The following is an 18,110-nucleotide window of genomic DNA, read 5'->3' as shown; positions in this document are numbered from 1 at the left end:
CGCGCGCGTTCCGCCGTACGGGGCTATGCGGCGTGGGTGAAGCTCGTGATCTTTGAGTGCAGTTGCCAGCCGAGGCCCTCGTAGAGCGCCCGTCCTTCCTCTGTCCCATGAAGTACGGCGCTCACAGCCCCCTGGTCCATGGCCGCGACGGTCAATGCGTTCATCACCGCTGTGCCCAGACCACGGCGCTGATGCGCGGGATCGGTGCCGACACGGTCCACGACGGCGATACCGTCCACAACTGCGGTAAACCCTGCCGCAACGACCTCGCCCTCGGAATGTACGCGCACGTTGACGACGCCCGCGTCCAACGTGGTGCTGAGGTCATACCCGGCGGGGACGCTCGACGGCATCTGCCGCAGCGCGGTCGTCATGATCGGCTCCGGCGGCGTGCTCTGCCAGGCCGGCCCGAGCAGGGCCGCTGCCGCATCTTCGGCGGCGACAACGATGACCACCCCGTGCGGGGCGGGCGCGTCATCCGCCGCGCTGCGCACCGCGTCAAGGTCGTCGCGAAACACCAGGCAGCGGGCGCGGGTCTTCGGCCGGACCTCGTCGATCCGCAGGCCCCACGCGGTCTCGACGGGCACGGAATTGCGTCTGACCGCGGCCAAACCCTTCGCCCAGCCGCGGAGCACTTCTGTTACTTCATGCGAGATCATCCGCAGGAGACTACTCGTAGGCCAGAGGGCCGCCACTACCGATTTTCACGGACAAGGGTCCGGGCTGGTGTCGCCGGGACGGGTTACGGGGTGACGGGCCGGTGGCGGCGAGGAACCCGTCGACGAGTGCCGACGGAATTCCGCCCCGCGGCCCGGCGGCAGATCGCCTGGGATGTCCGCGCCGGTCAGGCTGTTGTGCCGGGTGGGGACTTGAGCATCGCCGCGGCGGCGGGGACGTGGCCGCCGCGCCCGGCCCGCAGCGCGCCGGCCGCCATGCGGACCAGGTCGACGGTGACGCCCGCGGCACCGCTCGGGTCGTCGACCTTGAGCTTGATGTCGAGGCTGACCGACGTCTCGCCCCAGCCCTGCGCCTCGATGTTGAGGTAGGCGACCTTCTCCGAGCGCAGGTTCGCGATGTGCCCGATCGGAGCCATCTCGATCCTGCCTGCGGTGGACTGGTCCGAGCCCAGGGCGTTGAGCTTGGACTGCTTCTTGCTGCCGCCGTTGCTCGCCAGGTTGCGGATGTCCTCGGTGCCGCCCAGGTTGACCTGGTAGGAGCTCGTCAGCGTGAGCCCTCGCTCCTCCAGCAGGCGCAGCAGCGTCTTGTGCACGATCGAGGTGCCGAACTGGCTGGTCAGGTCATCGCCGAGCAGTGGCAGGCCCGCGGCTTCGAACCGTTCGATCCACTGCGGGTCGCGGGCGACGACGTCGGAGGTCGTGTTGACGAACGCCGCCCCGGCGCGCAGGGCGGCCTCGGCGTACGCGCGGGCGACCTCGGGCCGCCCCGACGGCGCGGAGTACAGCACGACCTCCGCTCCGGTGAGCGCATTGGCGACGCGGTCGACCTCGCTCGCGTCGGTCAGGCCCCGCTGCACCCGGACGCCGGAGGGCGGCAGCTCGATGGTGATACGCGGAAAGTTGTTGGGCGCCATGAAGACCGCGTCGCAGAGGTCTGCGCCCACCTTGGCGTCGGAGACGGCGAACGCGGCCACGAAGTCGATGTCGCCGACACCGAGCCCGTCGACCTCGGGACGGCAGACGCCGACCAGGCTGCCGGTGGCGCGGTGGAACGCGACCCCCTGGACGAGGGCCGAAACGTTGTTGCCCACCCCGACGACGGCGACCCTGGCTCTTTCGATCATGGGATGAGGTTACCGCGCCGACCGCTGGTCCGCCTGGCCTGGCCACGTGCCCGTGGTGGAGGGGCACGCACCGTCGCACGCGGACGGTCGGTGTTCCGGCAGCGCGCGGCGTGAGCGTCCGAGGTGCGCGGACTTTGTCGGGACAGGCGAGAAAATTCGCGTCCGTTCCTGTTATCGCGCCCGACGTCGTGCCGTCTTCATATCGAAACAGGGGCCGATCCGGCACCGCCGCGGGTGCGCCACGCGACGCGACACCGGGGCCCGACCGTTCGAGAAGGAGGAACAGCAGTGCCAGGGAAACCGACAAGAGCGAGGCTGTGGCTGGCCGTTGTGCTCGCGATCGCCGCGCAGGGCGCAGCGTCGGCGATGACACCGTCGCCCGCCCAGGCGGCACCCGCCACCGGCATCGCGTACCAGCTGGTGGTGACCAAGAGCGGCAAGTGCGTCGACGTGCCAGGGGCGTCGTCGGCCAACGGCGCGTTGTTGCAGCAGTGGGGTTGTACGGCGAACTCGCCGTGGCAGCAGTTCCGCCTGACCGCGGTCGGGTCGAACTACCAGCTGGTCAACGTCAGCAGTAGCAAGTGCGTCGACATCCCGGATTGGTCGACGGCGTCGGGCGTGCAGTTGCAGCAGTACGGGTGCGTGTCCAGTCAGGCCAACCAGCAGTGGCGGCTCGTGGCGAGCGGAACGAACACGTACCAGATCATCAGCGTGCACTCGGGGCTGTGCGTCAGCCTCAAGGACGCCTCGACGGCCAACGGCGCGGCGATCATCCAGGAGACGTGCACCGCCAACACCAACAAGCAGTGGGCGTTCACCGGCGTCGGCAGCGGCACCGGCGCGACCGTCGCCGCCGACGGCACCGGCCGGTACACCACCGTGCAGGCCGCCGTCGACGCCGCACCCGCCAACAGCACCACCCGCCAGGTCATCACCATCAAGGCCGGCACCTACCGGGAGATCGTCACCATCCCGGCCAACAAACCCAACCTCACCCTGCAAGGCCTGGGCGGGTCGGCGGGCAACACCGTCATCGTCAACAACCACAGCTCCGCCGGGGGCTGGGGCACCTCCGGCAGCGCGACCGTGTTCGTCAACGGCCGCGACTTCCGCGCCGTGAACCTGACCATCGCCAACGACTACGGCGAAGGCAGCCAGGCCGTCGCCGCGAACCTCAACGGCGACCGGGCCGTGTTCGACAACGTCCGGTTCCTCGGCAACCAGGACACGCTGCTGCTCAACAACTACCGCGCCTACATCGTCGACTCGTACGTCGAAGGGACCGTCGACTTCATCTTCGGCAGCGGCACAGCGGTGTTCAACGCCAGCACCCTCCACGAGAAGCGCACCAGCGGCGGCCCGATCACCGCGGCCCGCACCGACCCGGCCAACGCCTACGGCATCCTCGTCTACCGCTGCACGATCACCGGCGCGGCCAACGGCGTCACCCAGCTCGGCCGCCCCTGGGGGCCCGCCGCGCAGGTGCTGTTCCGCGAATCGAACCTGTCCGCGACCATCCGCACCGCCCAGCCGTGGACCGACATGTCCGGCAACACGTGGCAGAACGCGCGGTTCCTCGAATACCGCAACACCGGCTCCGGCGCGGGCACCAACGGCAACCGGCCGCAGCTGTCGGACGCCGCCGCCCCGAACCACACCCCGCAGAAGTACCTCGCCGGCACCGACGGCTGGAACCCGGTCGGCTGACCCCCTAGGAGAAGAGCAATGAACAAGATCAGAACCAGGCGGCGGTACGCCCTCACGACGCTCGCCGCGACCATGCTCGCCGCCCTCGTCGCCCTGCCGTCCTCACCCGCCCAGGCAGCACCCGCCACCGGTGTGGCGTACCAGCTGGTGGTGACCAAGAGCGGCAAGTGCGTCGACGTGCCAGGGGCGTCGTCGGCCAACGGCGCGTTGTTGCAGCAGTGGGGCTGCACGGCGAACTCGCCGTGGCAGCAGTTCCGCCTGACTGCGGTCGGCTCGAACTACCAGCTGGTCAACGTCAGCAGCGGCAAGTGCGTCGACATCCCGGATTGGTCGACGGCGTCGGGCGTGCAGTTGCAGCAGTACGGGTGCGTGTCCAGTCAGGCCAACCAGCAGTGGCGCCTGGTGGCGAGCGGAACGAACACGTACCAGATCATCAGCGTGCACTCGGGGCTGTGCGTCAGCCTCAAGGACGCCTCGACGGCCAACGGCGCGGCGATCATCCAGGAGACGTGCACCGCCAACACCAACAAGCAGTGGGCGTTCACCGGCGTCGCCGGGCGCACGTGGTCCAACAGTCCCGACGGGTTCGCCTCGACCGGCGGCGGCACCACCGGCGGCGCGGCCGGTGCGACCGTCACCGTCAGCACCCTCGCCGACCTGCAGCGCTATGTCACCGCGGCCGAGCCCTACGTCATCCGGGTCAGCGGCGCGATCACCGTCACGCCCAAGGGCACCGAGCTGCGGGTCGCCTCGAACAAGACCATCGTCGGGGTCGGGACCAGCGGCCACATCGTCGGCGGCGGGTTCTTCCTCGGCACCGGCGTGCGCAACGTCATCATCCGCAACCTGACCATCCGCGACACGCAGATGGCCGACGACGACCCCGACGACAAGGTGTACGACTACGACGGGATCCAGATGGACACCGCCGACCACGTGTGGATCGACCACAACACGATCACGCGGATGAACGACGGCCTGATCGACAGCCGCAAGGACACCAGCTACCTGACGATCTCCTGGAACGTGCTGTCGAGCAACAACAAGGCGTTCGGCATCGGCTGGACCGACAACGTCACCGCCCGCATGACGATCCACCACAACTGGATCAAGGACACCAACCAGCGCAACCCCAGCACCGACAACGTGGCCTACGCCCACCTGTACAACAACTACCTGCAAGACGTCGCCTCGTACGGCAACTACGCCCGAGGCGCGACGAAGATGGTGCTGGAGAACAGCTACTTCGAGAACGTGAAGGACCCGTTCTACCCCGACTCGACGGCGCAGCTGCGCCAGAGCGGCAGCATCCTCGTCAACTGCACCGGCAAGCAGCAGACGCTGGGGTCGGCGTTCACGCCGAGCAGCTTCTACGCCTACACCCTCGACGCGGCGGCCGACGTGCCGAACCTGCTCCGCACGTACGCCGGGCCGCAGGCCGACATCGGCTGACCCGACGGTCGCGGACCGGTCAGCGCAGTTCCGGGCAGCGCTGACCGGTCCACCGCCTCGGTCATACCGTCTCGGTCATGCCGCGTCGCCGTGTCCCCGGGCGAGGCGCCAGACCGTCAGCGTGCCGGTGGGGCGCGGGCGTGCGACCGCCCGCGCTGCGAAGACGCATCGCTCCACCGGCACGGGCAGCTGTGCCAGGTCGAGGCCGCCGGGGGTCAGCCAGGCGACCTGTCCCGGCCCCCGGCCGGTGCCGCGGACCAGCACCGCCCCCGGCGCGGCGAAGGTCAGGTGCACACGCCATCCCGTGACGTCGAGCAGCGGGCGTGCGGTGGCCGCGTCGAGCAGTGCGACGGCAGGCGGCCCGCTCCCGTCCAGCTCTGGGCCGGCGACCAGCAGCCCGAGCGGTGTCGGCACGACGAAGCTGCCCCCGACGAAGCGCCGGTGCGCGACGCCGGTTGCCTTGTCCACGATGTCGACCGGGCTCGGATTGGTCTGCTCCACCGACTGCGACTGCGTGCACCAGTACGCGCCGCAGTCGGTGCGGCCCACGTACGGCGCTGTGAGCGGGATGGGTGCCAGGTCGGCGGTGGAGTAGCGCGCCGTCGTGTTCACACCGTCCAGTGCGGTCTCGATGGTCAGCTCGTCGCCGCTGACGCTCAGGTCGGCCGGCACGGACCTGCCCAGGTCTATCCGGTGACGGCGCAGCACCCGCCCGTCCCGCAGGTCACGCGCGGTCAGCTCCCCGGTGCTCTGCAGCGTCCAGACCGGCAGCTCGGCCTCGCTGCGGATGAGGGCCGCGTAGTCGATCGCGGGCAGGACGTTCTGCACGCTCCAGCGCTGCCGGCCGGTGCGCACGTCCCGGACGGTGATCTGCATCGATGTCTTGTCCGCGTCGGCCGACCAGATCGCTACCGCCACGTCGGCGAGCGTCGTCATGGGCAGGCCGTCCTGCCACAGGATCGCGCCGGTCCCGACGTCGACGGCGTAGGTGGTCCGGCGGTTCGTGGCCGCTTCCTGCATCTCGGTCACCATGACGCCGGGTGCGCTTCCGGCAGGCATCAGGCCGCTGCCCGCCGTGCCCGGCAGCGTGATCTTCCAGCGCTGCGTGCCGTCGTCGAGGCTGTAGCCGGCGAGCCGGTCCACGTCGCGTACCAGCAGCATGTCGCCGATGATCTGGAAGTCGCCTTGCGGGGACAGGCTGATGGCGGCGAGTTCGTCCAGGCGGCGTGCCGGTGCCCCACCGCCCAGTGCCAGCATCAGGATCACGGCGGCGACGGCTGCCAGCGGGCGCAGCACGGCGGCGCGCAGGCCGGGCCGGGCGGGTCCGGTCTGGTGGTCCTGCCAGCCCGCGCCGAGGTCGATGACCGCGGTCGTGCCGGAGGTCGGTTCCCCGTTCACCGTCGTCGCTCCCTTGCCTGCCGGATCGTGCCTGCGTGATGTGCCGGTGCCGTGAGGCGGCCTGCCGTCGCGTGGTGGAACGCCGTGGGAGGTACCAGCGGTTGTCACTGCCCGGGTCTGGGGGCAGGGGCATGCACCAGGGCGACACGGCCGTTGCTGTCAGCCGGTCCGGCCGCTCGTCGCGGCGGTGGTGCGGATGTGGCGGTCGCGGGCCAGTACGGCCAGGGCGGCGAGTCCGAGGGCCAGGTGGAAGACGTTGTCGACGGGCGCGAGCGGGATTGCCACCGGCGTTGTCAGGAGCAGGCCGTCGATGAACCAGCCGACGGTGCCGAGCAGCGTGTACCCGACGCCGACCGCCCAGGTGAACAGCCGGGCCGGCAGTTCCGTCGCGGCGAGCCAGCCGGCGTATACGGCGACCAGCATGGACAGCAGGTGCAGGACCACGTGCGCCCAGTCGTGTGCGAGCCGGTGTTCGGCCAGCTTGACGACCAGCGGGTAGGCGGTGAACAGGAAGAACACGACGGCCGCGATGCGGCAGCACCTGCGCGTGAGCACGCTCCATTATGGGGACACGGTTGCCGGTGGCGCTGTCCCTCAAGGGACCCGGACCGCTCCGGGTTGGCGGCTCCAGGCGGACGGGCCGCGTGGGCGCACGCACGGTCTTTGACATAAGTCGGGTCGGCGATCGTCGGGTCCGGTGGCTACGATCCTGCCGCTTCGGATACTCCGCGTCTGCAGAGGACGGACCCGGCTCTCCTGCCGCTCCGCCGGGGTGCGGCCCTGCTGTGTTCGGCCGGCCCGTCGCCGACGTCGGGGGACGCGGTTGCTCGCCTGCGGATCCGTCGATTTCCGGGCAGCACACTGCGCATGTTCGTCGATACCATGTGTCGATGAGGTGCTCGAGATGCGGCGCTCTGGTCGACGAGGGTCAGTGGGTCCTGGTGGTCGACACCGATGTCGAGCTTGTGGCGCAACTGCTGCGCGGTGGTTTGGACGTGATCCGATGCCCGGCCCGGCATCCGACGACGCTGCCGTCGAGGCTGTTCTTCTGGGCCTCCGCCGAGCGCATGGGAGTTCTGACCGATACACTCTGCGACCTTCCGGACTGGCCCGGCATCGCCGAAGGTCTGGTGGAACGCTTCGGGTGGAACGGCGTCGGGCGCGACGCCGATTCGGTCGAGCGGTTCAAGTTCCTGGTCGCCGCGATGCTGCGGGAGCGGATCCGGCCTGTCCTTGCTCTGCTGACCGTGCCGGAGGCCGACGAGGGCGACGACTGGCGTGCGTTGACGGGCGGGGTGTTCACCGCCCTCGCGATCGCCCTTACCGGCGCCCTGCCGTCGGTCGTATTCGCCGACGACGCGGCGGAGGGGCTTGCCATCGTCCAGGTGACTGTCTGGCTGCGCCTCTGCCGAGAATGGAGCCGCCGTCCGCTGCACGGTTCGTTCGAGGAGGACCTCGACACCTTCATCGACGGCACGGTCCCGATCGGTGGGGCGCTGGCCATGTTCACCGAAGAGTTGGACATGCTGGCGGAGGAGGCGCAGACGGACAACCTCCTCTGGTCATACCGTGCCCGAGCAGTGGAAGCGTCGCTGTATCACCACGCGGGTCTGCGGAATCCGTCCGGGCGCGAGTGGGCCAGGAGCTATCTCTGGTTCGAGCTGCGGACTGACGACACCCGGCGCCGTGGCTCGCTCGCGGCACGCACACGGATCGGCGAACAGCGGGCACGTGCCACCGTCGACGCCGCGGACCTGGGGCCGTGTATCGAACTGGCGATCGTGGTGTTCACCGGCCCGCCGTCGGGCTCGCGGATATCAGACCGGCGCTGGGCGAACTTCACCTCCCGGATCGAAAGGTCCTGCCGACATGCCGGTCACACCAACCTTGCCGACCGGATCTTCGCGAATTTCACCCTCACCGCGTCGAGCCCCGACAACGGACCCGCGGATATGCTGATAGCGCTGATCGAGACATCGCCGCCCGAGCAGCTGACGTCGATCGGCAAGCACCAGGAACTGTGGGCTCGCCTCGGGTACGAGGGCGATCCCGCCGACTTCGCGGAACTCGCCGCGCTGTTGACGGCGAGGATCGGCGGCTACAACACGATCATGACGATGGCGCTGGCGCTGCTGCAGGGGCGCCATCCCACGGTCCTGCTGGAGCTGGTCGATGGGGTTCCGGTGTCTGGTGACCTGGGTGTCTTCCACCGGACCGAACTCTCGGATCTGAAAGTTCAGGGATGGTGCCTGGGCGGGCACGCAGATCGGGCTCTGGCAGAGGTCCGCAGACATGACCAGTGGATGTCGGACCTGCGTGCCGAACATCTGGCAGGCGTCGACGGCCTCGAAGTCTGGATTCACGACCTGGAGTTCCATCCGCTCGGCCACAAGCACAAGATGGTCGCCGCGAGCGCGCTGTTCGAGGCGGGACATGTGGACCAGGCCATCCCGCTGATGGAAGAGCTGTGGGCCGGGCTCAGGCCCAGCCTGCTTCCTCATGTGGCCGTCATGCTGGCGCCGGCGTACTTCGCGGTCGGCCGGTTCGGGGATGCGGTTCAGCTGCTTCAGCAGGGCCTCGCTCACACGGTCGCTTTCTCGGCGGGCGTCACGCCGATCCTGAGAGCGCAGCTTCAGTACGGGCGGCTGCGCGACGGCCGGGACGCCCGGGAGGACCTCTGGGACGTGGCGATGGGAGTCATCGACCCGGACGCGCTCGTGGAGGCGATCACCGATGGACGGCCGCCCGAATCCTCCGTGCGGCCCGCGGCGATGAGCCCGCTCGCGGGCGTGTACCTGGCGATGGCGCAACTGGAACAGCTGCGCCGGCAACCGGGCGTTGCGCCGGATCACGCGGATTGGCTGGGCGGCCTGCCCGAGCTCAGCGCGGCAGCCGGTGCGCGAGGCGATTGCCACGTGGACCTACAGGCCGAACGGGCACGGGCGATGCAGCTGGAACTCGACGGAGCGGACACCTGGTCGGCCTGGCGCGACATCAGGGCGAAGGCGTCGACCGTCTACCAGGTGGACCCGCCGCTGGAGAGCCTGGTCTTTCCCGTCGTGCAGGCTGTGCAGCTGGGCGACCTGCCGCAGGCTTACGCGCTGATCCGCCACGCCGATGACATCATCGGACGGGCTGTCGCGAAACTCGAGGACTTCGAGCAGGCCGCAGGTGTCGAGCTGGTGAGACGCGACGACGTCGCGCTCGTCAGCAGGCGGCTGTTCACGATCGGAGCGCCCCTCCCGCTGCTGCGTGTCCTGCACGAACTCTGGCGGGATCCGGTACGGCGCATGCTCGGACCGAGCCCGCTGGCCGATGACGAGACCCTTAGGCGGTTCTCTGAACGTCATCGTCTCGGCCGTACCGCGGTCGTCGAATGCGTCAGCACGGGCGAGGACGAGAACGTCGTCCTCGTGACCGTGCTCGAGGCGGGAAGAACACCGCGGACGGAGGTGCTGCTGACTTTCGAAGGCTTGCGTCCGCTGGCCACCCGACTCAACACGCGCCTCGAGCGCTGGCTACCGCGCCGCCCGGGCGACCCTCTGGACGAGCCGCGTTGGCGAGATGTCGCGGAACGACTCAGGCAACGCCTTCACGGCCGCCTGACGGACACCGATCACGTCGTGATGATCGAACCCGCGCGGTACCGGCTGCCGTGGCATCAGGCGATCGCCCCGCACTGGACCTTCTCCTACTGCGCGAGCTGGGGATCGCTGCTCGCCCGCCCGGAGGAGCCGGCCGCGTTCGCGACCATGGGTGCGGTCTGCGTGCCCACCTATGGCGAGTCGGCTCTGGTCCGGACCGCGTTGACGGAGTCCCTGGGCAGGTGCGAGGACGATGCGCGTCGGGCGGGCATGGCGTTCACTTCTGCGGTGTTCGAAGGCGCTGACGCCGCGGGAGTCGGCCGCGTGCTGCAGGAGGCGGACATCTGCTCGGTGATGTGCCATGGCCTCGTGGAGCAGGGCCGCAGTTCGGTCACGTTGCTGCTGGCGGCGAATGGCAGCGCGCCCACCGGTGACTCCGTGGCAGCGGCGAGCCCGGCGGGCCGCGCCCACCTCTATGACTGGAGGGCTGCCACGAAGGTCGAGAAGGCGCCCCGGATGATCCTGTCGGCTGCCTGTTCCAGCGGCGTGCATCATCTGCGGGGTGGGCAGCAGTGCGGCCTCTACAGTGCGCTGCGGCATCGAGGCTTGCGCACGCTTGTCGCGCCGCGCTGGAACGTCCTGGCCGCGCCCGTGCTGCCGATCCTCGATCGGTGCCGCGAGCTTGTCCTTTCTGGTACCAGCCCGGCCGCGGCGTTACGCTTGGCAAGCCTTGAGGCCGAACAGGCAGGTCTGCCCGTGTGGCTCGCGTGGTCCCTCACCTTGGAAGGCGACTGGTAGATGAACGGGTCTCTCACCTCGATGCTCACGGAACGTGCGGTTGATCCGGACACCGTGCATCAGAGCGTGCTCTATTACCTGGGCGAGCGGCTCGACGACCTCAGTGCGGAGGACATGCGGCGGACGCTGGAGCAGGCGTGGGGTGCCGAACTGGACGACGACCTGCGTCGCCTGGCGTCGGATCCCACGCTGCTGGAGAACAGTGCCCTGTTCTTCCTGGCCAGCGCGTGGGATGAGCCTGGTGAGCAGGACCGCATCGTCGAGATCGTGGAGGATGCCAAGGCCAAGCTCCCCGTCATCGAGGTCGGCATGATCGTGCTCGGGGTGATGTACGGGCTGTACCTGCTCCGAACCGGAGGGGTGAAGCGGACCGAGCGGACGACGATCCGGCGTCCGGATGGTTCGTTCGAGGAGACGCTCACCGTGGAGTACACCGATCCGCACGGACCCGCCTCGGTCCTTGCCAAGACCATCACGCGCAGCCTGCCGCCCATGTGAGCCGTAGTGAAAACCTACGTCGGTGAATACCGAGTGGTGAAATTGGGTCTTCCCAACTGAGTGGTCAGTCAGTCAAACTCGTGGCGTGACGCATGACGTGATCATCATCGGTGGCGGGCACAACGGCCTGGTCGCCGCGGCGTACCTCGCCCGTGCCGGCCGGCGGGTGGTGGTGCTGGAGCGCCGCCACACCGTCGGCGGCGCCGCCGTCTCCGAGCGCCCGTTCGGCCCCGACTTCCTGGTGACCTCCCTGTCGTACGTGGTGAGCCTGCTCCCGCCGGACATGGTCGCCGACTTGCGCCTGGCCGAGCACGGCTACCACGTGTACGAGCAGGGCCCCTACTTCGCGCCCCGCCGCGACGGCCGCCACCTGCACCTGGCGAGCGACCCGCAACGCCGCCACGAGGAGATCGGCAAGTTCTCCAAGGCCGACGCCGACGCCTACGAGCGCTGGGAGGCGTGGCTGGGCGGGCTCGGCGCGAAGGTCGGCCCGCTGCTGGACGCGATCCCGCCGAAGCTCGGCTCCAAGCGCCCCGGCGACCTGCTGGGCCAGGCGGCGCTGCTCAAGACGCTGCGCAAGGTCGACGTGCGGGCGGCGTTCGACCTGACCCGGCTGTTCACCGCCAGCGTCGCGGACCTGGTCGAGGACCGGTTCGAGTCCGACGCGATGCGGGGCCTGCTGTCGGTGTCGGGCGTCATCGGGACCTGGGGCGGCCCGCGCAGCGCCGGCACCGCGTTCGTCACCCTGCACCACCACCTGGACCAGACCGGCGGGCAGTCCGCGGCGTGGGGCTTCCCGCGCGGCGGCATGGGCGGGGTCACCGCGGCGATGGCCGCCTCCGCGCGCTCGTTCGGCGCCCAGATCCGCACCGAGGCGGCCGTGGCCCGCATCGACACCGAGGGCGGCCGGGTCACCGGCGTCACCCTGGAGTCGGGCGAGCAGCTCACCGCGCCGACGGTGATCACCACGGCGCATCCGAAGATCTCGTTCCTGCGGATGATGGACCGCGAGGACCTGCCGGGCGACTTCGTCGCCGACATCGACTCGTGGCAGACCCGCTCGGGCACCGTGAAGGTCAACTTCGCGGTGGACCGGCTGCCGACGTTCGCCAGCCACCCGGAGTTCGACCCCGCGGTGTACGGCGGCACGATCGTGCTGTCGGAGTCCCTCGACGATGTGGAGACCGCGTTCCAGGAGGCCGCAGCGGGCAAGGCGGCGACGCTGCCGTTCGCCGACGTGTGCATCCCGTCGGTGTTCGACCCGACCCTGGCGCCCGAGGGCAAGCACGTCATCAGCATGTTCACCCAGTGGGTGCCGCACACCTGGGCCGCCCAGCCGCACACCGCCGAACTCGACGCCTACGCCGACCGCCTGGTCGCGCGGATGGAGGCGGTCGCACCCGGGTTCACCGACTCGGTCCTCGGGCGTCAGATCATCGGCCCGCACGAGATGGAGCACGAGTACGGCCTGGTCGGCGGCAACATCTTCCACGGCGAGCTGACACCGGGCCAGATGTTCCACTGCCGTCCCGCGGCCGGTTACGCGGATCTGCGTACCCCGATCAAGGGCCTTTACCAGGCCGGGTCCGCCACGCACGGCGGTGGCGGGGTCACCGGTATCCCGGGCCGCAACGTGGTCCGGCAGGTGCTGCACGACACCGGCCGCCGGGGCCGGCGATGACTGCCGCGCCGCTGCCCGCCGACGGTCTCGACGCCGCGCTGCGGCCGTTCGGGACCTCGCGGATGCTGCCCGTGCGGGCCTACACCGACCTGGCGGTCCTGGCCTGGGAACGGCGGCACCTGTTCGCCGGTTCGTGGACCTGCCTGGGCCGGCGATCGCAGCTGGCTGACGTCGGCAACCAGCACGCGCTGACCGTCGGCGACGTCGCGGTCGTGCTGACCGTCTCCGACGCGGGGGTGCGCGCGTTCGCGAACGTGTGCCGCCACCGCGGGCACGAGCTGCTGCCTGAGGGCGGCACGTGTGAGCGGCGGGCGATCGTGTGCCCCTACCACGGCTGGTCCTACGACCTCGACGGTGCGCTCAAGACCGCGCCGCGGATGCCCGACGACTTCCCGGCCAAGCAGTTCGGCCTGGTGGAGCTGCCGGCGGTGGACTGGCACGGGTGGGTGTTCGTCAACGCGACCGGCACCGCGATGCCGTTCGACGAGCACCTGGGCACCCTGGACCGCCTGGTGGCGCCTTATGCGCCGGAGAAGCTGACGGTCAAGGCCGTGCACCGCTACGAGGTCGCCGCCAACTGGAAGGTCATCGCCGAGAACTACCACGAGTGCTACCACTGCCCGCTGATCCACCCGGAGCTGTGCGCGGTCACCCCGCCCAACTCCGGCGACAACTGGCACGAACCCGGCCACTGGCTCGGCGGGTCGATGGAACTGCGCGAACACGCCGAGACGATGTCCCTGGACGGGCGCTCGCGCGGGGTGATGCTCGACGGCGTCGACCGGCGCACCGTGCGCTACCTGGGGCTGTTCCCGAACGTGCTGCTGTCGCTGCACCCGGACTACGTGATGGCGCACCGGATGACGCCGCTCGCCCCGGACCGGACGCTGGTGGAGTGCCTGTGGCTGTTCGACGACGCGGTCGCCGACCCGTCGTACGCGGTGGAGTTCTGGGACGTCACGAACCGGCAGGACTGGGCGGCGTGCGAATCGGTGCAGCGCGGCCTGTCCTCGCCGCACTGCACGCCCGGGCCGCTCGCGCCGAACGAGACCGCGATCTACGACTGGGTGACGCTGCTGGCACGGGCGTACCGCGACCCGGCTGCCGTACTGGGCCGGGCGGCACGGTAGGGGCGGTGCCGGCACGCCCGGGCGGCGCCGTGCCGCAGCGGCGCCCGGGCGATCATCACGCCGGTCAGGTCCCCACTGCGGACCTGGCGTGCACGTCGCGGGCCAGGGCGATCACGGCGTCGGACATGGGCGCCTCCGACGCCGGCGTCCCGTCGCTGATCTCGTCGGCCACGGCGCTCAGCCAGGCTTTCACCGCGGCGTAGTCGGCGTCGACGACCTGCCGGTCGGCTTCGTCGGGCAGCACGATCAGGACGCGTGCGTATGCGGCCCGGAACGTGTTGAGCGTGCTGTCGAGGTCGATGACGGTGCCCGGCCGCGACTGCCTGCGCTGCTGGAGCAACCCGGCCAGCGCCGGTCGGGCCAGCAGGTAGGCGGTCAGCGCGTCCACCCGCTCCCGCCGCCGGGCGTCGGCCTCCTCCCACTGCTTGCGCCGCACGTCGGCGGCGACGTCCCAACGGTGCTTGAGGCTCGCCGCGGCGATGCCGGTGATCACCGCCGCACACAGGGTGGCCAGCGCCGGCACCAGTGAGACCACCCAGCCGGGCGTCATGACAGCAGGTCCAGGCGCTCATTGAGGTTCTTCAGGTCCTCCTCCGCGCCCTGCTCCACGAAGATCGGCCAGGCACGGGCCAGCCACTCGCGTACCTCGGCGGTGCCGTCCTCCTGGTGGATCAGCGCCTTCGCCGCGCCGATCGAGACGTAGGTCCGCGCCTCCCACAGGCTGTCGTCCTTGTCCTCGAAGATTTTCAAGCAGGTGTCGAACTCGCTGAGCGCCTCACCGCCGCGCCGCTCGTTCAGGTAGACCAGACCGAGGCTGTGCACGACCTGCGCCTGCCACAGGATCTCCCCGGTCGCCTCCAGCAGCTCACGGCTTCGCTCCAGCCGCTCGCGGGCCTCGGCGAAACGCTGCTGCATCCGCAGGGCCTCGCCGAGGCTGCGCAGCGTCAGCGCCTGCCAGTGCGTGTCACCGATCCGCTCGAACTCCGTCAGGCACTCCTCGAGCAGTGCCGCGGCCTTGCTCGAATTCCCACGATCGAGGTAGACGTCGGCGAGGCTGAGCCGGGTGGCCGCCACCCAGCGCTTGTCACCCAGCTCTTCCAGCATCGCGGTCGCGTCGAGGTAGTACCTCTCGGCTGCCTGCCAGTCGCCTTTGAGTCGATCGAGCGCGCCGAGCGACCGCTTCACGATCGCCAGCGCCCGCCGCTGGTGCAGATCCTCCAGGATGCGATGGCTCTGCTCCAGGCAGTTGCGGGCCGGGTCCCAGGCCCGGGCGTAGCGGTACACGTCGCCCAGCGCCAGCAGGGTGAGCGCGATCTCGAGCTCGGGCCCGTGCAGCCGGAACACGGCCAGCGCCTGGCGGTAGCACCGCACCGCCTCGTCGGTGTTGCCCAGCCCCCGGTGCATCCGCCCCAGCCCCTGCTGGACCTTCGCCCGCCCGAACGCGTCAACGGCGTACTGGAGAGCGCCCAGCGCCGCCTCGTGGGTCGCCTTCCAGTTCTCCCAGTCCGAGCGGATCTCGAAGTAGTCGCCGAGCGCCACCGCCAGCCGCCACGCCTTGTCGACGTAGCGGCTGTCGCAGGCTTGCTGCACGGCGGCCACGAGGTTGAACCGCTCCTTGCCGACCCAGCTCAGCCCCGGGTCCTGGGTCTTCCTGGCGGCCGATTGGCGGGTGGGGGCGCCCAGGCGCAGCACGCTGGCGTCGGCCGACTGCTGCAGCTGCGACACCTTCTCCTGGTAGTGGTCCAGGATGCGGCCGAGGGTGCTCAACTGGGCGGAGTTGTTCTCGTCGCCCTCGTCCTTCTCCAGCTGCTCGATGGCGAACCGCCGGACGATGCTGTGCAGGTAGAAGTACTGCTCGTCGCGACTGCGCAGCACGAACTGCCGCTGTTCGAGGCTTTCGAGCAGGTCGACCGCCTCGTTCAGACTGGTCTCGCCGAGATGGGCGGCCAGTTGCGGCTGGAACGACTCGCCGGGCACCGCGCCCAGGCGGCGGAACAGCCGCTTGGCCCGGAGCCCGAGCGCGTCGTAGGCGACCCGGAAGCTGGCGGCGACCGAATCCTGACCCGGGCCGAGAGCGCGGCTGAGCCCGGCGTTGTCGCGTAGTGCGTCCTGCACCGACGCCAGCGACAGATTCGGGCTGGCCGACATGCGGGCGGCGAGGACCCGGATCGGCAACGGCAGGCCGCCGCAGCTTTCCAGCACCTTGCGCAGCTCGTCGTCCTTGCCGACCCGGGCCGTGGTGTGCTCGGCGATCAGGTCGTACAGTTCGACGGCGTGCTCCATGCCGAGCGGGCGCAGCGGCAGCGTGCCGACCTGCAGATCACCGAGCCGCACATGGGACGTCACGATCACGTGGCAGCTGCGCGAGTGCGGGATGATCGGCCGGATCTGTTCGTAGCTGTTGACGTTGTCGAGCAGGATGATGGCCCGGTGCCCCTGGATGGCGGTCTGCCATCGCCCGGACATCTCGTCCAGCCCCTCGGGGATGTCCGCCGGCGCCATGAACTCGGCCATGAACCGGCGCAGCACCTGGGAGGCGCTCAGCGGTTCCAGCCCCTCGGCCTGCTGGAGGAAGTCGGCGTAGAACGCCCCGAACGGGTACTCCTTCTCCAGCGTGTGTGCGAAGTGGATCGCCAGGGCCGACTTGCCGACGCCCGGCAAGCCGGAGATGGGGGAGATCGTGGCCGACTGCAGATAGTCCACCGGTCTGAGCGACCGTCGCAGCTCGGCGAGCTCTTGGTCTCGGCCGATGAGCCGCACGTCGCGTGGTAGCTGGTTGATCCGGTTCTGCCGGTTGAGGCTGGCCCCGTCAATACTGTCGATCCCCACCCGGCGTCTCCTATCGGTGGCAGGCTATATGGTTCGCAGACTAGATGGTGTCGCACACATCCGGCACCTTTGTTCAGCCGACCGGTTCGCGTTGGCTCTAGGCTGGGTTCACCTGCGCTCCGATCGGTCACCCCGGGAGAACCCATGACAGAGCACCCTTCGAGAGCGCTGGCATACGTGCGGGACAACGCCGCGGCGGCAGGGCTGGTGCTCGACTTCGACGGCGTGCTGTCACCCATGGTGGACGAGCCCGCGGAGAGCCGGCTCATGGCGGGCAACGCCGAACTGCTGGCACGGCTGCGCGTCCGGCTGCGCGCGCTCGCCGTGGTGTCCGGCCGGCCGACCGAGTTCCTGCGCGACCGGGTGCCGGTGCCGGGCGTGCACGTCGTGGGCTCGTATGGGCTCGAGGACGATCCGGAGACGGAGAGCTGGCTGCCGATGGTCCGGTGGGCGACCACCGAGCTGGAACGGATCTTCGCAGGTGGCGAGGGTGTGTGGGTCGAGCGTAAGGCGGTGACGGTGGCCGCGCACTGGCGTACGGCCGCCGACCGGGCGCACGCGCAGGCGCGGGCGCAGGCCGCGGTCGAACGACTCGCGGCGGAAACCGGCCTGTGGGTCGTGCCCGGAAAGCTGGTGCTGGAGCTGCGGCCGCCGCTGGCGGTGGACAAGGGCACGACGCTGGCGAGGCTGGTCGCCGGGCACGGGCTACAGGCGGTGGTCTACGTCGGCGACGACGAGGGCGACGCCCCCGCCATGCGGCAGGCGGTCGTGGCCGGCGGGCACGCGCTGCTGGTCGACCACGGGGCGGAGACCCCGAGCGGCCTGCGCGAGCTGGCCAGCGAGGTCTTCCCCGGCGTGGAAGGTTTCCAGGTGTGGCTGGGCGCGCTGGCGGAGCAGCTCGACCGGCCTTGAGCCGTTTCCGGGCTGATCTGTCGCCGGTGGTCGCCACTTCGGCGGCCGAAGCGGCGGCCTGCGCGGGCCCGGCTGTCATTCACCGGGCCGGGGGCGGCCGGCTGAGTGCTGTCCCGTGTGCGGAGAACATCGTTGCACGATGCTCCTGCGGGTGCTCAGGGTCGGCGTGCCCGACTGGCGGTGGTAGACCTCGGCGGCCCGGCCTCCCCGCTGTTCCACCTGCTGCAGGCCCGCGATCCGCGTGCCGGGGAGCAGGTCTACCTCGTCGACGCGGTGTCGGGCGACGACGTCGTCGAAGAAGGCCCGTGACCGGGCTGTGT

At 70.1% G+C, this 18,110-nt stretch carries 14 protein-coding genes; 8 read left to right on the top strand and 6 right to left on the bottom strand.

What is annotated here, in order from left to right; all coding sequences use genetic code 11:
* Positions 1-23 precede the first annotated feature (23 nt).
* Both HAV39_RS10905 and HAV39_RS10900 read right to left on the bottom strand, forming a co-directional pair.
* Positions 24-659: a GNAT family N-acetyltransferase gene (locus HAV39_RS10905; RefSeq protein WP_239120724.1), complete on the bottom strand. Its 636-nt coding sequence runs from the start codon at positions 657-659 to the stop codon at positions 24-26.
* A 185-nt stretch (positions 660-844) separates the two neighbouring features.
* Positions 845-1,801 carry an inositol-3-phosphate synthase gene (locus tag HAV39_RS10900; protein WP_191839068.1) on the bottom strand — a complete coding sequence of 319 codons (957 nt, stop codon included), beginning with the start codon at positions 1,799-1,801 and terminating at the stop codon, positions 845-847.
* 288 nt (positions 1,802-2,089) lie between these two features.
* Between HAV39_RS10900 and HAV39_RS10895 the strand changes: the two genes are divergently transcribed.
* Together HAV39_RS10895 and HAV39_RS10890 are read left to right on the top strand one after the other, a co-directional pair.
* Positions 2,090-3,508: a pectinesterase family protein gene (locus HAV39_RS10895; RefSeq protein WP_244958777.1), complete on the top strand. Its 1,419-nt coding sequence runs from the start codon at positions 2,090-2,092 to the stop codon at positions 3,506-3,508.
* Between the two features lie 18 nt (positions 3,509-3,526).
* A complete protein-coding gene (locus tag HAV39_RS10890) occupies positions 3,527-4,960 on the top strand; it encodes an RICIN domain-containing protein (protein WP_223124410.1) in 1,434 nt (477 codons plus the stop codon).
* 75 nt (positions 4,961-5,035) lie between these two features.
* On the opposite strand, the gene HAV39_RS10885 is transcribed toward HAV39_RS10890, so the two are convergent.
* Together HAV39_RS10885 and HAV39_RS10880 are read right to left on the bottom strand one after the other, a co-directional pair.
* Positions 5,036-6,358 carry an outer membrane protein assembly factor BamB family protein gene (locus HAV39_RS10885; RefSeq protein WP_191839067.1) on the bottom strand — a complete coding sequence of 441 codons (1,323 nt, stop codon included), beginning with the start codon at positions 6,356-6,358 and terminating at the stop codon, positions 5,036-5,038.
* Between the two features lie 159 nt (positions 6,359-6,517).
* Complete coding sequence (locus tag HAV39_RS10880) at positions 6,518-6,913, bottom strand: hypothetical protein (protein WP_191839066.1); 396 nt, start codon at positions 6,911-6,913, stop codon at positions 6,518-6,520.
* A gap of 386 nt (positions 6,914-7,299) precedes the next feature.
* Between HAV39_RS10880 and HAV39_RS10875 the strand changes: the two genes are divergently transcribed.
* The 4 genes from HAV39_RS10875 (at position 7,300) to HAV39_RS10860 (ending at position 14,049) form a co-directional block, all read left to right on the top strand.
* The gene (locus HAV39_RS10875; protein ID WP_191839065.1) at positions 7,300-10,740 is read left to right on the top strand and encodes a CHAT domain-containing protein; all 3,441 of its coding nucleotides are present in this window, start codon (positions 7,300-7,302) and stop codon (positions 10,738-10,740) included.
* The gene (locus tag HAV39_RS10870) at positions 10,741-11,238 is read left to right on the top strand and encodes a hypothetical protein (RefSeq protein WP_191839064.1); all 498 of its coding nucleotides are present in this window, start codon (positions 10,741-10,743) and stop codon (positions 11,236-11,238) included.
* Positions 11,239-11,323: 85 nt separating this feature from the next.
* Positions 11,324-12,919, top strand: a complete 1,596-nt coding sequence (locus HAV39_RS10865) for a phytoene desaturase family protein (RefSeq protein WP_191839063.1) — start codon at positions 11,324-11,326, stop codon at positions 12,917-12,919.
* The gene (locus tag HAV39_RS10860) at positions 12,916-14,049 is read left to right on the top strand and encodes an aromatic ring-hydroxylating oxygenase subunit alpha (protein ID WP_191839062.1); all 1,134 of its coding nucleotides are present in this window, start codon (positions 12,916-12,918) and stop codon (positions 14,047-14,049) included. Before HAV39_RS10865 ends, HAV39_RS10860 begins: the two co-directional genes overlap by 4 nt.
* Positions 14,050-14,113: 64 nt before the next feature.
* Here HAV39_RS10860 and HAV39_RS10855 read toward each other — a convergent pair whose 3' ends face one another.
* Both HAV39_RS10855 and HAV39_RS10850 read right to left on the bottom strand, forming a co-directional pair.
* The gene (locus tag HAV39_RS10855) at positions 14,114-14,599 is read right to left on the bottom strand and encodes a hypothetical protein (protein WP_191839061.1); all 486 of its coding nucleotides are present in this window, start codon (positions 14,597-14,599) and stop codon (positions 14,114-14,116) included.
* The gene (locus HAV39_RS10850; RefSeq protein WP_191839060.1) at positions 14,596-16,878 is read right to left on the bottom strand and encodes a tetratricopeptide repeat protein; all 2,283 of its coding nucleotides are present in this window, start codon (positions 16,876-16,878) and stop codon (positions 14,596-14,598) included. Before HAV39_RS10850 ends, HAV39_RS10855 begins: the two co-directional genes overlap by 4 nt.
* Before the next feature lie 144 nt (positions 16,879-17,022).
* Between HAV39_RS10850 and otsB the strand changes: the two genes are divergently transcribed.
* Together otsB and HAV39_RS10840 are read left to right on the top strand one after the other, a co-directional pair.
* Positions 17,023-17,790: a trehalose-phosphatase gene (gene otsB, locus HAV39_RS10845; RefSeq protein ID WP_191839059.1), complete on the top strand. Its 768-nt coding sequence runs from the start codon at positions 17,023-17,025 to the stop codon at positions 17,788-17,790.
* Positions 17,791-17,922: 132 nt separating this feature from the next.
* The gene (locus HAV39_RS10840) at positions 17,923-18,099 is read left to right on the top strand and encodes a hypothetical protein (RefSeq protein WP_203736728.1); all 177 of its coding nucleotides are present in this window, start codon (positions 17,923-17,925) and stop codon (positions 18,097-18,099) included.
* The last annotated feature ends 11 nt before the right edge of the window (positions 18,100-18,110 follow it).

The organism is Catellatospora chokoriensis (assembly GCF_011297315.1).
GTDB lineage: Bacteria > Actinomycetota > Actinomycetes > Mycobacteriales > Micromonosporaceae > Catellatospora > Catellatospora citrea.
The sequence above is the reverse complement of the archived record's forward strand: the minus strand, read 5'-3'. Positions and strand labels throughout refer to the sequence as shown.

What these genes read in the sequence shown, in the direction of transcription:
- HAV39_RS10905 (WP_239120724.1), bottom strand. Translation starts at nt 659, where the DNA reads ATGATCTCGCATGAAGTAACAGAAGTGCTCCGCGGCTGGGCGAAGGGT.
- HAV39_RS10890 (WP_223124410.1), top strand. Translation starts at nt 3,527, where the DNA reads ATGAACAAGATCAGAACCAGGCGGCGGTACGCCCTCACGACGCTCGCC.
- HAV39_RS10860 (WP_191839062.1), top strand. Translation starts at nt 12,916, where the DNA reads ATGACTGCCGCGCCGCTGCCCGCCGACGGTCTCGACGCCGCGCTGCGG.
- otsB (WP_191839059.1), top strand. Translation starts at nt 17,023, where the DNA reads ATGACAGAGCACCCTTCGAGAGCGCTGGCATACGTGCGGGACAACGCC.
- HAV39_RS10870 (WP_191839064.1), top strand. Translation starts at nt 10,741, where the DNA reads ATGAACGGGTCTCTCACCTCGATGCTCACGGAACGTGCGGTTGATCCG.
- HAV39_RS10855 (WP_191839061.1), bottom strand. Translation starts at nt 14,599, where the DNA reads ATGACGCCCGGCTGGGTGGTCTCACTGGTGCCGGCGCTGGCCACCCTG.
- HAV39_RS10900 (WP_191839068.1), bottom strand. Translation starts at nt 1,801, where the DNA reads ATGATCGAAAGAGCCAGGGTCGCCGTCGTCGGGGTGGGCAACAACGTT.